This window comes from Streptomyces cinnabarinus, from assembly GCF_027270315.1.
In the GTDB taxonomy this organism is placed as follows: domain Bacteria; phylum Actinomycetota; class Actinomycetes; order Streptomycetales; family Streptomycetaceae; genus Streptomyces; species Streptomyces cinnabarinus.
On sequence record NZ_CP114413.1, the window covers coordinates 390,248 to 405,642 of the forward strand.

Annotated in this window: 10 protein-coding genes; 9 read left to right on the forward strand and 1 reads right to left on the reverse strand. The window is 71.0% G+C overall.

Annotation, left to right across the window (positions count from 1 at the left end):
• Window positions 1-75 precede the first annotated feature (75 nt).
• The 9 genes from STRCI_RS01820 to STRCI_RS01860 all read left to right on the forward strand — a co-directional run bounded on the left by STRCI_RS01820 (window position 76) and on the right by STRCI_RS01860 (window position 14,941).
• Window positions 76-2,058: an alpha-1,4-glucan--maltose-1-phosphate maltosyltransferase gene (locus tag STRCI_RS01820; protein ID WP_269657010.1), complete on the forward strand. Its 1,983-nt coding sequence runs from the start codon at window positions 76-78 to the stop codon at window positions 2,056-2,058.
• Window positions 2,055-3,773 (forward strand): maltose alpha-D-glucosyltransferase, encoded by a 1,719-nt coding sequence (treS, locus tag STRCI_RS01825; RefSeq protein ID WP_269657011.1) that lies wholly within the window; start codon window positions 2,055-2,057, stop codon window positions 3,771-3,773. The genes STRCI_RS01820 and treS overlap by 4 nt, the downstream gene beginning before the upstream one ends.
• 57 nt (window positions 3,774-3,830) lie before the next feature.
• Complete coding sequence (locus STRCI_RS01830; protein ID WP_269657012.1) at window positions 3,831-5,198, forward strand: maltokinase N-terminal cap-like domain-containing protein; 1,368 nt, start codon at window positions 3,831-3,833, stop codon at window positions 5,196-5,198.
• A gap of 4 nt (window positions 5,199-5,202) precedes the next feature.
• Complete coding sequence (glgB, locus tag STRCI_RS01835; RefSeq protein ID WP_269657013.1) at window positions 5,203-7,410, forward strand: 1,4-alpha-glucan branching enzyme; 2,208 nt, start codon at window positions 5,203-5,205, stop codon at window positions 7,408-7,410.
• Between the two features lie 106 nt (window positions 7,411-7,516).
• On the forward strand, window positions 7,517-8,608 hold the full coding sequence (locus STRCI_RS01840; protein ID WP_269657014.1) for a glutamate--cysteine ligase 2: 1,092 nt from the start codon (window positions 7,517-7,519) through the stop codon (window positions 8,606-8,608).
• Window positions 8,609-8,792: 184 nt separating this feature from the next.
• Window positions 8,793-10,691 (forward strand): AMP-dependent synthetase/ligase, encoded by a 1,899-nt coding sequence (locus tag STRCI_RS01845; RefSeq protein WP_269657015.1) that lies wholly within the window; start codon window positions 8,793-8,795, stop codon window positions 10,689-10,691.
• A 73-nt stretch (window positions 10,692-10,764) separates the two neighbouring features.
• The gene (locus STRCI_RS01850) at window positions 10,765-11,169 is read left to right on the forward strand and encodes an ATP-binding protein (RefSeq protein WP_269657016.1); all 405 of its coding nucleotides are present in this window, start codon (window positions 10,765-10,767) and stop codon (window positions 11,167-11,169) included.
• Window positions 11,170-11,330: 161 nt separating this feature from the next.
• Window positions 11,331-12,704, forward strand: a complete 1,374-nt coding sequence (locus STRCI_RS01855; RefSeq protein ID WP_269657017.1) for an NAD(P)/FAD-dependent oxidoreductase — start codon at window positions 11,331-11,333, stop codon at window positions 12,702-12,704.
• Window positions 12,705-12,727: 23 nt separating this feature from the next.
• Window positions 12,728-14,941: an FUSC family protein gene (locus STRCI_RS01860; RefSeq protein ID WP_269664468.1), complete on the forward strand. Its 2,214-nt coding sequence runs from the start codon at window positions 12,728-12,730 to the stop codon at window positions 14,939-14,941.
• Between the two features lie 17 nt (window positions 14,942-14,958).
• Here STRCI_RS01860 and STRCI_RS01865 read toward each other — a convergent pair whose 3' ends face one another.
• Entirely contained in the window at window positions 14,959-15,384 is a 426-nt protein-coding gene (locus STRCI_RS01865) for a hypothetical protein (RefSeq protein WP_269657018.1), read from the reverse strand.
• Window positions 15,385-15,395 lie beyond the last annotated feature (11 nt).

Sequence of the window (15,395 nt, forward strand, 5' to 3'; positions counted from 1 at the left end):
CTTCCGGCACAGCTTGAATCCCACGGCCGGGCCTTGCGGGGCCCGGCCACCAGCACGACGGAGGCGAGAGCAACCATGAAGGCAACCGCGGCCATCGGCCGTATCCCGGTACGGCATGTGCAGCCTGCCGTGGAGTGCGGCAGGCGCCCGGCGAAGGCGGTCGTGGGCGAGACGTTCCAGGTCTCGGCGACCGTGTTCCGGGAGGGGCACGACGCCGTGGCCGCCAATGTCGTGCTGCGGGACCCACTGGGCCGTCCGGGTCCCTGGACCCCGATGCGTGAACTCGCCCCCGGCACCGACCGCTGGGGCGCGGAGGTCACCCCCACCGCCACCGGGAACTGGACGTACCAGGTCGAGGCATGGAGCGACCCGCTGACCACCTGGCGGCGCACCGCCCGGATCAAGGTGCCGGCCGGAATCGACACCGGGGTGGTCCTGGAGGAGGGCGCCGACCTCTTCGAGCGCGCGGCGGCCAGGGTGCCCGCCAAGCGGCGCCCTGTCCTCCTCCGTGCGGTCGAGGACCTCCGGGACGATTCCCAGCCGGTCGTGTCCCGGCTGGCGGCGGCCTTCCGGCCCGAGGTGGACAAGGTCCTCTCGCGGTATCCGCTACGGGAGTTGGTGACCGTCTCGGATCCGTTGCCGTTGCTGGTGGAGCGGGAGCGGGCGTTGTTCGGGTCGTGGTACGAGTTCTTCCCCCGTTCCGAGGGGACGGCGGAGGTGCCGCACGGGACGTTCCGGACGGCGGCGCGCCGGCTGCCGGAGATCGCGGCGATGGGTTTCGACGTCGTGTATCTCCCGCCGATCCATCCCATCGGCAGCACGTTCCGCAAGGGCCGCAACAACACCCTCGACCCCGCCCCCGAGGACGTCGGCGTGCCGTGGGCGATCGGCTCGCCGGAGGGCGGGCACGACGCCGTCCACCCGGCGCTGGGCACGCTGGAGGACTTCACCTGGTTCGTCCGGCAGGCCCGGCAGGAGGGTCTGGAGGTGGCGCTGGACTTCGCGTTGCAGTGCTCGCCGGACCATCCCTGGGTGCACAAGCACCCGGAGTGGTTCCATCACCGCCCGGACGGCACCATCGCCTATGCGGAGAACCCGCCGAAGAAGTACCAGGACATCTACCCCATCGCCTTCGACGCGGACCTGGACGGGCTGGTCGCGGAGACGCTGCGGGTGCTGCGGCACTGGATGGGCTGCGGGGTGCGGATCTTCCGGGTGGACAACCCGCACACCAAGCCGGTGCTGTTCTGGGAGCGGGTGATCGGGGAGATCAACCGCACCGACCCCGATGTGATCTTCCTGGCCGAGGCGTTCACCCGCCCGGCGATGATGCGCACCCTGGCCCAGGTCGGTTTCCAGCAGTCGTACACGTACTTCACCTGGCGCAACAGCAAGCGGGAGCTGACCGAGTACCTCACGGAACTCTCGGGTGAGGCGGCGGCCTACATGCGGCCGAACTTCTTCGCCAACACCCCCGACATCCTGCACGCCTTCCTCCAGCACGGCGGACCGGCCGCCTTCGCCCTGCGCGCCGTCCTCGCGGCCACCCTCTCGCCGACCTGGGGCATCTACAGCGGCTACGAACTGTGCGAGAACACCGCCCTGCGCGAGGGCAGCGAAGAGTACCTCGACTCGGAGAAGTACCAGTTGCGTCCACGTGACTGGGACACCCCGGACACCATCGCTCCACTCATCACCAAGCTCAACACCGCCCGCCGCCGCCACCCCGCGCTGCACCACCTGCGGAACCTGCGCTTCCACCACACCGACAACGACGCGGTGCTCGCGTACAGCAAGCGCACCGGCAAGGACACGGTCGTCGTGGTCGTCAACCTCGACCCCCACCACACCCAGGAGGCCACGGTCTCGTTGGACATGCCGCAACTCGGCCTGGACCGGGACGAATCCCTGTCCGTGCACGACGAACTGACGGGTGAGACCTATCTGTGGGGCAGGACCAACTATGTGCGCCTGGAGCCCGGCCGGGCACCCGCACATGTACTCCACGTCCAGGCTTCGCCCGCCTCGCCGCAGATCGGAGGGTCTACCGCGTCATGACCGTCAACGAGCCCGTCCATGACACCTTCGAGGACACCCCGGCCAAGGACCGGCATCCCGACTGGTTCAAGAGCGCCGTCTTCTATGAAGTGCTCGTCCGTTCCTTCCAGGACAGCAACGGTGACGGCGTCGGTGATCTCAAGGGCCTGACCGCCAAGCTGGACTATCTCCAGTGGCTCGGCGTGGACTGTCTGTGGCTGCCCCCGTTCTTCAAGTCCCCCCTGCGGGACGGCGGCTACGACGTCTCCGACTACACCGCCGTCCTGCCCGAGTTCGGCGACCTCGCCGACTTCGTCGAGTTCGTCGACGCCGCCCACCAGCGCGGCATGCGGGTCATCATCGACTTCGTCATGAACCACACGAGCGACCAGCACCCGTGGTTCCAGGAGTCCCGGAAGAACCCTGACGGGCCGTACGGCGACTTCTACATGTGGGCCGACGACGATAAGCAGTACGCGGACGCGCGGATCATCTTCGTCGACACGGAAGTGTCCAACTGGACCTTCGACCCGGTGCGGGAGCAGTACTACTTCCACCGCTTCTTCTCCCACCAGCCGGACCTCAACTACGAGAACCCGGCCGTGCAGGAGGAGATCCTGGGCGCCCTGCGGTTCTGGCTCGACCTCGGTATCGACGGCTTCCGGCTGGACGCCGTGCCGTATCTCTACGCCGAAGAGGGCACCAACTGCGAGAACCTCCCGGCCACCCATGAGTTCCTCAGGCGCGTCCGGCGCGAGATCGACGCCATGTATCCCGACACGGTGCTGCTGGCGGAGGCCAACCAGTGGCCGGAGGACGTCGTCGACTACTTCGGCGACTACCGCGCCGGTGGCGACGAGTGCCACATGGCCTTCCACTTCCCCGTCATGCCGCGCATCTTCATGGCGGTCCGCCGCGAATCCCGCTACCCGGTCTCCGAAATCCTCGCCAAGACCCCGGCCATCCCCTCGGGCTGCCAGTGGGGCATCTTCCTGCGCAACCACGACGAGCTGACCCTGGAGATGGTCACCGACGAGGAACGCGACTACATGTGGGCGGAATACGCCAAGGACCCCCGCATGCGCGCCAACATCGGCATCCGCCGCCGCCTGGCGCCGCTCCTGGACAACGACATCAACCAGATCGAGTTGTTCACCGCCCTGCTGCTCTCCCTTCCGGGCTCGCCGATCCTCTACTACGGCGACGAGATCGGCATGGGCGACAACATCTGGCTCGGCGACCGGGACGCCGTCCGCACCCCCATGCAGTGGACCGGGGACCGCAACGCGGGCTTCTCGACGGCCGACCCCGGTCGGCTCTACCTGCCCACGATCATGGACCCGGTCTACGGCCACCAGGTCATCAATGTCGAGGCGGCCATGGCGTCGCCGTCGTCGCTGCTGCACTGGACACGCCGGATGATCGAGATCCGTAAGCAGAACCCGGCCTTCGGACTCGGTTCCTTCACCGAACTCCAGTCGTCCAACCCGGCGGTACTGGCCTTTCTGCGGGAGTACGAGGACGATCTCGTCCTGTGCGTGAACAATTTCTCCCGATTTGCCCAGCCGACCGAACTCGATCTGCGCGAGTTCGACGGACGGCACCCGGTCGAGCTGTTCGGCGGGGTCCGCTTCCCGGCCATCGGCGAGCTGCCGTACCTGCTCACCCTCGCGGGACACGGCTTCTACTGGTTCCGGCTCTCCCGAGTCGCCTCCCGCATCGGCCGCCGACCCTGAGCGTCTGCCCCTTGTGCGTGTGCCCTTGAGCGTGTGCCGACGAAAGGACGCGTCACCATGACGAAGACCGCATCCCTCAGGCCGAGCCCTCCGGCCGTCGCCGACATCATGGTCTCGCTCGGCGGTCTGCTGCGTCAGTGGCTGCCGCGGCAGCGGTGGTTCGCGGGCAAGGACCGGCCGGTCACCGACCTGGCCCTGTTGTCCATGAACGAGCTGTTCCCGGGCTGTCTGCACCTGCTGATCCACGCGGGCCACGTCCCGGTGCCGGCGCCCGGCGGCACCACCGCGCCCCCGGCCGGCGACTGCTACCAGCTGCTGCTCGGCGTGCGCCAGCACCCGTCCCCGCGGCTGGGCCGCAGCCTCATCGGGCGGGCCGAGGAGGGACCGCTCGCGGGGCTGACGGTGTACGACGCGCTGCAGGACCTCCGTTCCGCGCAGATGCTCCTGGACCGGCTGCGCCACCCCGGGACGGCGGGCCCGCTGCGCTTCGAGTCCTGCTCGTCCGTGCCGGTCCCCCCGGGTCTGACGCCACGGCTGATGGACGCCGAGCAGTCCAACTCCTCGCTGGTGTACGGCGACGCCTTCGTGCTGAAGGTGTTCCGGCGCATCCAGCCGGGCGTCAACCCGGACCTGGAGGTGCCGGGCGCACTGGCCCGGCAGGGCTGCCCACGGGTGCCCGAGCCCGTCGCCTGGTTCCGCACCACCAGCCCGTGGGAGGCGACGCTAGGAGTGCTCCAGCCCTTCCTGCGGGACGCGACCGACGGCTGGGCGCTGGCGCTCCAGGCGCTCGCCTCCGGTGCCGACTTCACGGCGGAGGCACACCAGTTGGGGCGGGCCACCGCCGAGGTCCATCTCGCGCTCGCCTCGGCGTTCCCCTGCGAGACCCGGCACGAGAACGCCCGTACGGCGGCCGGCATGACCGAGCGGCTGGATGCCGCGGCGCACTGCGTACCGGCGCTCCGGCCGTTCGTGCCCGGTCTGCGGACCGCCTTCGGGGCGCTCAGCACCTGCGACTCCGGTCCGCCCGCGCAGCGCATCCACGGCGATCTGCATCTGGGCCAGGTGCTGCGGGCCGGACGGGAGTGGTTCGTGATCGACTTCGAGGGCGAGCCGTCGCGTCCGCTGGCGGAGCGGCGCAGCCCGCACTCCCCCGTGCGGGACATCGCCGGGATGCTGCGCTCCTTCGACTACGCGGCCCGGCAGCGCCGCCCGTGGCGTCCGGAGTGGGCGCGCCGCTGCCGGGAGGCGTTCTGCGCGGGCTACGCGTCCGCCGCCGGTTGGGATCCGCGCAAGAAACACGGCCTGTTGCGCGCCTATGAGACCGACCGGGCCGTGTACGAAGTGCTGTACGAAGCCAGACACCGTCCGGACTGGCTTCCCGTACCGATGGCGGCGATCGAACGTCTCGCCGTACGAGGAGGCTGACCCCATGGCGCTGCGCGACACCTCGCTGCCCGAGTCCTCCGGCCCCGCACGCTGCGGGACGGCCCCGCCGCTGGATCCCACCGACCGGGGCCGGCTGCTGGCCGGTGCCCATCACGATCCGCACGCGCTGCTGGGGGCCCATGTGGTCCCGGGCGGAGTGGTGTTCCGGGCGCTGCGCCCGTTCGCGCGCGCGGTGAGCGTGGTCGTGGACGGTGAGCGCCGGGCCCTGACCTCCGAGGGCGAGGGGCTCTTCTCCGGCGTCCTGCCGCTGGCCCGGATCCCGTCGTACACGCTGCTGGTGTCGTACGAGGACGGGGAGCAGGAGGTCGAGGACCCGTACCGCTTCCTGCCCGCCCTCGGCGACCTGGATCTGCATCTGATCCGGGAGGGTCGGCACGAGCAGCTGTGGAAGGCGCTCGGCGCCGAGCCCATGACCCATCAGGGGGTGACCGGCACCCGGTTCACCGTGTGGGCGCCGAACGCCCAAGGGGTGCGGGTCGCCGCTGACTTCACCTACTGGGACGGCACCGCCTTCCCGATGCGCTCCCTCGGTGCGGCGGGTGTGTGGGAGCTGTTCCTGCCCGGGGTCGCCGAGGGCACGCGGTACAAGTTCGAGATCCACTCCCGGCACGGGCACCGCTTCCTCAAGGCCGACCCGATGGCACGGCACGCGGAGGTGCCGCCGGACACGGCGTCGATCGTGCACTCCTCGCGGTACGAGTGGGGCGACGCCGAGTGGATGGCGCACCGCGGGGACGTGCCGGTGCATGTGGCGCCGTTCTCGGTGTACGAGGTGCATCTGCCGTCCTGGCGGCCCGGACTGACCTACCGCGAGCTGGCCGACGTACTCCCCGCCTACGTCAAGGATCTCGGCTTCACCCATGTGGAGTTGATGCCGGTCGCCCACCATCCGTTCTCGGGCTCCTGGGGCTACCAGGTCACCGGGTTCTACGCGCCCATGGCGCGCCTCGGCACCCCCGACGACTTCAAGTTCCTGGTCGACGCGCTCCATCGGGCCGGCATCGGCGTGATCATGGACTGGGTGCCCGCCCACTTCCCCAAGGACGACTGGGCGCTGGCCCGCTTCGACGGGGAGCCGCTCTACGAGCCCGGGGACGACCGGCGGGCCGAGCATCCGGACTGGGGGACGTACGAGTTCGACTTCGGGCGGGTCGAGGTGCGCAACTTCCTCGTCGCCAACGCGGTGTACTGGTGCGAGGAGTTCCACATCGACGGACTGCGGGTGGACGCGGTCGCCTCGATGCTCTACCTCGACTACTCCCGCGACTCCGGCCAGTGGACGCCCAATGTCTTCGGCGGCCGGGAGGACCTGGACGCCGTGGCGTTCCTGCGGGAGATGAACGCCACCGTGTACCGGCGGGCGCCGGGCGTGGTGACGATCGCCGAGGAGTCCACCGCCTGGGACGGAGTCACCCGGCCCACCGACAGCGGCGGGCTCGGCTTCGGCCTGAAGTGGAACATGGGCTGGATGCACGACTCCCTCGGCTACATCGAGCACGAGCCGGTGCACCGCAAGTACCACCACCACGAGATGACCTTCTCGATGGTGTACGCCTACAGCGAGAACTACGTCCTGCCCATCTCCCACGACGAAGTCGTCCACGGCAAGCAGGCGCTGGTGTCCAAGATGCCCGGCGACTGGTGGCAGCAACGCGCCAATCACCGCGCCTATCTGGGCTTCATGTGGGCCCACCCCGGCAAACAACTGCTCTTCATGGGGCAGGAGTTCGCTCAAGGGGCCGAGTGGTCGGAGCCCGACGGCCCCGACTGGTGGCTGCTGGACCCGGCGTACGGCGCCGAGCCCGATCACCGGGGCGTGCGCGACCTGGTCCGTGATCTCAACACGGTCTACCGGGCGGCCCCGGCGCTGTGGCAGCGGGACACCGACCCGGGCGGCTTCCGCTGGGTCGCCGGGGACGCGGCGGAGGACAATGTCTTCGCCTTCCTCCGGTACGCCGCCGACGGCACTCCCCTGCTCGCGGTGTCGAACTTCTCCCCCGTCGTGCGGCACGACTACCGGCTCTGGGTGCCCGAGGACGGCCCGGTGTGGGAGGAGACGCTCAACACCGACGCGGCGAAGTACGGCGGCGGCGACGTCACCAACCCCGGCCCGCTGAAGCCGGAGGACGACGGGGTCCGGATCACACTGCCCCCACTGGCCACGGTGTGGCTGACGCCGTACCCCTGCTGAGGCCCGCAAGTCGGTGCGAGGTGTCCGAATGCCCTCAAATGGGCAGTCGGGGCGTACGGCGAAACCCTCGTCGTCCTCGCATCGGGCCACAGAAGGGGTGCCTCAGGTGCGTACCGTCGGAGTGGAGGAAGAGCTCCTCCTGGTCGACCCGGAGTCGGGCGAGGCGCGGCCCCTGTCGGCCGCGATCCTCGCCCGCGCCGCGCGGGACAACGCGGACGGCAAGGACCTGTTCGAGAAGGAACTGCACGAGCAGATGCTGGAGTACGCGACGGCTCCGCAGTCCGACATGGACGACCTGGGCAGGGAGATAGTCCGCTGCCGCAAGGAGGCGGCGCGGCACGCCGGGGAGCTCGGCTGCGCGGTGGCCGCGCTGGCCACCTCCCCGCTCCCGGTCAGCCCTAGCGTCGGACCGCACCAGCGCTATCAGTGGATGGCGGAGCAGTACGGCATCGCCACCCGTGAGCAGCTCGTCCTCGGCTGCCATGTCCATGTGGCCGTGGACTCCGACGACGAGGGTGTCGCGGTCATCGACCGGATACGCCCGTGGCTCTCCGTGCTGTCGGCGCTGAGCTGCAACTCGCCGTTCTGGCAGGGCAAGGACACCGGATACGCCAGCTATCGCAGCCGGGTGTGGCAGCGCTGGCCGTCGGCCGGTCCGACCGAGGTGTTCGGGTCGCCCGAGCGGTATCGCGAGGTCGTCGCGGACATGATCGACACCGGGGTGATCCTCGACGAGGCGATGGTCTACTTCGACGCCCGGCTGTGCCGCAACTATCCGACGGTGGAGATCCGGGTCGCGGACGTCTGTCTGCACGCCGACACCCCCGTACTGCTCGCCACCCTGGCCCGCGGTCTGGTCGAGACCGCCGCACGGGAGTGGCGGGCCGGTGTCGAGCCGGCGGAGCACGGGGTGAGCGTGTTGCGGCTGGCCGCCTGGCAGGCCGCCCGCGCCGGTGTCACCGACACCCTGCTGCACCCCGAGACCATGCGGCGCAGGTCGGCCCCGGCCGTGCTGCGCGCGCTGCTCGACCATGTCGGGGAGGCGCTGGCGGACAGCGGCGACCTGGACGACGCCCGCAAGCGGGTCGCCCACCTGCTGGCCCGCGGCAACGGCGCCCGGACCCAGCGTGAACTGTTCCGGCACACCGGCGGTCTGCGGGACGTCGTCACCGAGTGCGTGCGGCGGACGCTGGAGTGAGGCCGACGCCGCTCGCACCCCGGGCACGGCTCCTGTGCTGAGGTCCCCCGGACCCGGCGAGATCATCAGAGCGGTCGGCTTGTCGGATTCCGGCACGGTTCGCTCGTACCTCGGCTAGATTCGAGCACCGCCGATAACCCTGCTCGTCGGTGGCGTCACACCGCGTACATCACAGGAGCTGCGCATGCGCGACTTCGCCCTGGCTCCCTCGGTCGCCGCGCCGCCCGCCGGTGGCCTCGCCGACAGCGTCTTCGAACGGGCCCTGATCGAACCGACCCTGCCGGTGCTCGCGCGCCGTCTGGAGGGCTCCGCGGAGTGGACGGAGATCACCGCGGTGGAGCTGCGGGACACGGTGGTGGAACTGGCCAAGGGCCTGGTCGCCTCCGGGATCTCGCCGGGCCACCGCGTGGCGATCATGGCGCGTACCCGGTACGAGTGGACGGTCCTCAGCTATGCCCTGTGGGCGGTGGGCGCCGAGGTCGTGCCGGTGTTCCCCACGTCCTCGCGCGAGCAGGTGGAGTGGATCCTGCGGGACTCCGGATGCGTGGGCGTGGTGGTGGAGGACGAGCAGTCGGTCATGACCGTCGGCTCGGTGTGCGCCTCGCTGCCGATGCTGCGGCATGTCTGGCAGTTGGACGCCGGGGCACTGGCCGAGCTGGTGGAGCGGGGCTCGTTCGTGCCGCTGGCCACGGTCGACTCGCTGCGCCGGATCGTGCTGGCGGACTCCACGGCCGTGATCGCCTACACCTCGGGCTCCACGGGACGCCCGCTGGGCTGCGCGCTGAGCCACCGGAGCCTGGCGAGCCCGGTCGACACGCTCCTGGAGGGCTGGGGGCATCTGGTGGTGCCGCCGGGCGGACAGGCGTCGGTCCTCGCCTTCCTGCCGTTCTCCCATGTGTACGGGCTGATGGTGCAGGGTCTGTGCCTGCGCGGCGGCATGCTGATGGGCCATGAGTCCGAGCCGAGCGGGGGCGCCCTGGCGGCGGCGCTGCAGTCGTTCCGGCCGACGTACTTCTGCGCGGTCCCGTCGGTCTTCGAGAAGATTTACAAGAACTTCCTGCGCACGGCCCGCGAGACGGGCCGCGGCACCCTGTTCGAGCGGGCGGCGGACACGGCACGCGACTTCGCCCTGGCCGTGGAACGGCACCGGCTCGGGGAGGGGCCCGGGCCCGGGTTCGATCTGCGGCTCCAGCACGCCCTGTACGAGCGGACGGTGTACCGCGGGCTGCGGGGCGCGCTCGGCGGCCGGATCCGCCGGGCGACGTCCGGCGGCTCACCGCTGAACCGGGAGATCTCCCTCTTCTACGAGGGCATCGGCATCTACCTCAACGACGGGTACGGGCTCACCGAGACCGCGGGCGGGGTCACCGCGCAGCCGCCGGGCCGGGAGCGCTCGGGGACGGTGGGCAAGGTGCTGCCCGGGATGGACGTCCGGATGGCGGACGACGGCGAGATCCTGGTGCGCGGTCCGTCGGTGTTCCAGGGCTATGTCAACGACGAGGCGGCCACCCGGAACGCGCTGCGCGGCGGCTGGCTGGCCACCGGGGACCTCGGGGTGCTGGACCCCGACGGCTATCTGACGATCACCGGCCGGAAGAAGGACGTGATCATCACCAGCAACGGCAAGAGCGTGGCCCCCGCCGCGCTGGAACAGCGGCTGCGGATGCACCCGCTGATCCACCAGGCCGTGGTCGTCGGCGACAACCGCCCCTGTGTGGGGGCGCTGCTCACCCTGGACCCGGACTTCCTGGCGTACTGGCGCGGCACTCTGGAACCGCGCAGCCGCGACGCCCGGGACGCCCGCGAGGAGAACGCGCTGCGGGAGGAGATCACCCGCGCCGTGGCGGCCGCCAACAGCACCGTGTCGCGGTCGGAGTCGATCCGGGTGTTCCGGGTGCTGCCGGAGCCGTTCGACTCCGCCAACGGCCTGCTGACGCCGTCGATGAAGCTGCGCCGGGACGTGATCGTGCGCCACTACGCGCTGGAGATCGATGCGATGTACCAGGCCCGCGCGCAGACCCGGAGCCGGCCGATGCCGGACGAGTTCGCCGCGTGGGACGACGTCGACAACGTCTTCCGGTGAGCACGCGTGGATCGCGGCGAGCGGGGAAGCCGGACAGCCAAGGGGTCCGGGGGGAGAGACGGGCGACGACGCATTGGGTGCACAGGAGATCGCGGACCGTCGCGTCCGCTTCCCCGGCGCGCTCGGGGACGTGACCGGAGCGCGGCTGGCCACCGAGGCGTACCTGCGTGACCTCGCGCGGGTCCTGCCGCCCGCCGCGCCCGACCGCCGCGACGACATCCTGCTGGTGATCACGGAGCTCGTGGCGAACACCCTGGAGTACGCGCCGGGTCCTTTCGAACTGCGGCTGAGCCGGACCTTCGACGGCGTCCACGTGGTCCTGCGCGACACCAGCCCCGAGCTGCCTGCGCCCCGTCGCTACGACCCCGGGCGGGAGGGCCGCGGCATCGGCTGGTACCTGGTGCAGACCCTGAGCCACCAGGTCGGTGTCATCACCCATGAGCGAGGCAAGGACATCCATGTCTTCCTGCCCTGGTGAGTCGCCCGTCGATATCGGGGAACCCCGTGTGCACGCAGATCCTTTGGGGCAGGGTGGCCGGAACAGGCGGTATGGCTCGAACAAGTCGTTCATCTGCCTGCCGCCCCCGACTGGCGCCGTGGCCGGGAGCGCGGTGGGATCGATGGCGAGCCGCAGAAGGGATGAACACCGTGACACGACCCAGGATCCTGGTGGTGGGCGCAGGCTTCGCCGGAGTGGGGTGCGTTCGCCGGCTGGAGCGCAGGCTCGCCGTCGACGAGGCCGACGTCACCCTGGTGACACCGTTCGCCTACCAGCTCTATCTGCCGCTGCTGCCCCAGGTCGCCTCCGGCGTGCTGACGCCCCAGTCGATCGCGCTGTCCCTGCGCCGCAGCAGCAAGTACCGCACCCGGATCATCCCGGGCGGCGCCATCGGCGTGGACCTCGCCGCCAAGGTGTGCGTCATCCGCACGATCACCGACGAGATCGTCAACGAGCGGTACGACTACATCGTGCTGGCCCCCGGCAGCATCACCCGCACCTTCGACATCCCGGGTCTGACGGACCACGCGTTCGGCATGAAGACCCTCGCCGAGGCCGCGTACATCCGTGATCACGTCATCTCGCAGCTCGATCTGGCCGACGCCAGCCACGATCCGGACGAGCGGGCGGCGCGGCTCCAGTTCGTGGTGGTCGGCGGCGGCTACGCGGGCACCGAGACCGCGGCCTGTCTCCAGCAGCTCACCCACAACGCGGTCAAGCGGTACCCGCGGCTCGACCCGGCACTGATCAAGTGGCATCTGATCGACATCGCGCCGAAGTTGATGCCGGAGCTCGGCGACAAGCTGGGCTCGGACGCCCAGGAGATCCTGCGCCGGCGCGGCATCGAGATCTCGCTCGGGGTCTCCATCGCCAAGGCGGGCCCCGAGGAGGTCACCTTCACCGACGGCCGGGTCATCCCGACCCGCACGCTGATCTGGACCGCGGGGGTCGTCGCCAGCCCGCTCATCGGCACGCTCGGCGAGAAGACGGTGCGCGGACGGCTGACGGTGACACCCGAGCTGAGCCTGGTGGGACAGGACGGGGTGTTCGCGCTCGGCGACGCGGCGGCCGTGCCCGACCTGGCCAAGCCGGACGAGGACGCCATCTGCCCGCCCACCGCCCAGCACGCGATGCGGCAGGCCAAGGTGGCCGCCGACAACCTCATCGCCACCCTCAGGAACCAGCCGCTGCGCCCGTACGAGCACAAGGACCTCGGGCTCGTCGTCGACCTCGGCGGCACGGACGCGGTGTCCAAGCCGCTCGGCGTGGAACTGAAGGGGCTGCCCGCCCAGTTCGTGGCCCGCGGCTACCACTGGTCGGCGCTGCGCACCAATGTCGCCAAGGTGCGGGTGCTGACGAACTGGACGCTCAACGCCATCGCGGGCGACGACTTCGTGCGCACCGGCTTCCAGGCCCGTAAGCCCGCCCGGCTGAAGGACTTCGAGTACACGGACGCCTATCTGACCCCGGAGCAACTGCAGGAGCACGTGACGGGCGCGGAGGGTCGGGGATAGGCACCAGCACGGGGTGGGCGCGGCTGCGGGACCGGGTCGCGGCCTCCGATCCGGGTCTGCTGCGGCTGGCCGCGGGGCTGCGGACGGTGGGCGCGATCGCGCTCACGCTGGTCGTGCTCGCCCTGGCCGGGGCCGATGTGCCGCATCTGGTCGCCGGGGCCATGGCTGCGATGGTCTCCACCTTCGCGGTACGGGAGAAGGAGCGCGGCCCGCAGGCCGTCACGCTCGCGCTGGGGCTGCCGGTCGCGCTCGCCTCGGTCGGCCTCGCCGCCCTGCTGCACTCCCATGTGGTCGCCGGTGACCTGTTCTTCGTCGCGCTGATCTTCGGTGCCGTCTACGGGCGCCGGTTCGGTGACCGCGGGACCGCGCTCGGGATGATCGGCTTCCAGCTGTACTTCGTGTCCCTGTTCGTCGGCGCCACGGTCTCCGATCTGCCGGAGCTGTACGGCGCGGTCACGACGGCGGTGGTGTGCAGTGCCGTGGTGCGGTTCGCGCTCGTGCCGGAGACCCCGGCCGGGACCCTGGAGCGGCTGCGCGGGGCGTTCCGGGCCCGGTTCGCGCAGCTGGTGTCGGCACAGCTCGAACTGCTCGACGCCGGTCCCGAGGAGGCGGACCGGGCGCTGGAGAACGTACGCGAGGGGACCGCCCGGCTGCACGAGACGGCGCTGATGATCCAGGGGCGGCTGGAGGAGGGCACGGCCGACGAGGGCACCGCCCGGCTGGTGCAGCGGCGGGTGGCGGACGCCGAGATCGCCGCCGAGCGCCTCGGCCTGCTCCTGCTGACCGCGCGCAGCGCGGAGAACACCGACACCCTGACCCTGCATCTGCCGGGCGCGCCCGTGCCGTCCGCCGGACGGCAGCCGGTGCGGGACACGGCGGTCGAGGCGCTGCGGCGGGATCTGCGGGCGCTGCGCCTGCTGGTCCGGTATCCGCGCGGCACCGGCCTCGCCCAGGTGCGCAACCGGCTGCTGTCCTACCGGGAGGAGGAGAACCTGCCCAATGCCGCCCCGGCCGTGCAGGACGTCTTCCGCGGGGTCGGCGAGGCCGCGCGAGCGGTCCTGGGGCTCAGGATCGCGCTCGACGGGCCGCAGGACGAGTCGGACGACACCCCGGCCACGGCCCGTTCCCGGGAGGAGCTGGATGCCGAGGACGTCGCGATCGACGCCGCGGAGAACGCCGAGCGGGAGGAGCCGACGGGGCTGCGGCGGCCGACCACCCGGGCCGCCGTGCAGGTCGCCGTAGGGTCGTCGCTGGCCATGGTCGGCGGTGAGCTGCTGTCCAGTCACCGCTGGTACTGGGCGGTGCTGACCTGCTGGATCGTGTTCCTGAACACCTCCTCCACGGGCGAGATCCTGGTGAAGGGCTACCGCAGGCTGCTGGGCACGGTGTTCGGGGTGGTGGCGGGCATCCTGCTCGCGGGGCTGGTCGGGCAGCACACCTGGACGGCGTTCGCGCTGGTGCTGCTGTTCGTGTTCGCGATGTTCTACACCGCGCCGCTGTCGTACACGCTGATGTCGTTCTTCGTCACGGCCGCGCTGGGCCTGCTCTACACCCTGCTGCACACCTACAGCCTGTCGGTGCTGGTGCTGCGGATCGCCGAGACGGCGCTGGGGGCGGCGTGCGGGGTGTTCGCGGCGGCCGTGGTGCTGCCGGTGGCCACCGACCGGCGGACCAACGAACTGCTGGAGACCGTGCTGGACCGGCTCGGCGAGGTCACCGGGGCGGCCGTGGACCAGCTCAGCGGCGGCCCTCCGGTCGAGCTGCTGGACCAGGCCCGCGAGCTGGACCAAGCGCTGGCCGACTTGCGGGCGGCGGTGCAGCCGCTGACCCATCCGGTGACTCCGCTGCGGACCCGGCGGGACACCGCCCGCTATGTGGTGGCGCTGCTGGAGACGGCGGCCTATCACGCGCGCTCGCTGGCGGCGACCGCCGAGCTGCTGCCCACGCATCCCTCGATCGCGGCGGACCCCCGGCTGCGCGGGGCGGGGCGGCGGATCGCGCACAACATCGAGGCCATCGCCGCGCACGTCGCCGACGAGCGGGCCACGCAGCGGGTCGAGACCGGCCCCAGCATCGCCTCGCTGCTGGAACCCCGGGTCCCGGGCACACCGAGGTACGGCCGGGTCACCGACCGGGTGCTGCGGCACCTGCAGCGGCTCGACGAGTCGGTGATGGGGCTGGCCCGGCCGCTGGGGGTGCCGGTCGGCAAGGAGCCCGCGCCGGCCGAAGCGTCGTAGACGGCCCCGCCCGAGCGTCAGAAGTCGCTGGGCAGGCCGCTCGCCTCGGCGATGCCGCGCAGTTCCTCGTCGTCGTGGCGGCGGTCCAGGAGGTAGGACGCGATCTCCCCCAGGCGGACCGGGTCCGCCGCGGTGGTCGCGTCCGTGACCACCCGGACCGAGCCGGTCGCCCCCAGGTCGATCTCGACGATCTCGTTGTCCAGCCGCCCGGTGACGGCGGCGGCGATGACCAGCGCGGCCTGGTCGCGCATCTCCTGTGGCAGCCCGTCGTCACTGTCCAGGGCCATCTCGGCGGGCGGCAGGCGCCGCTCGTCGATCGCACGCAGGACCGGCTCGACCACATCGAGCAGGCGTTGGTAGTCCTCGGTTTCCATCCGCGATCGCAGCAGGCCGAGGTAGAGGTCCACGGGCCGGCCGTCGGGCGAGAGCTCGTAGTCGTTCATGAGACCCGCGT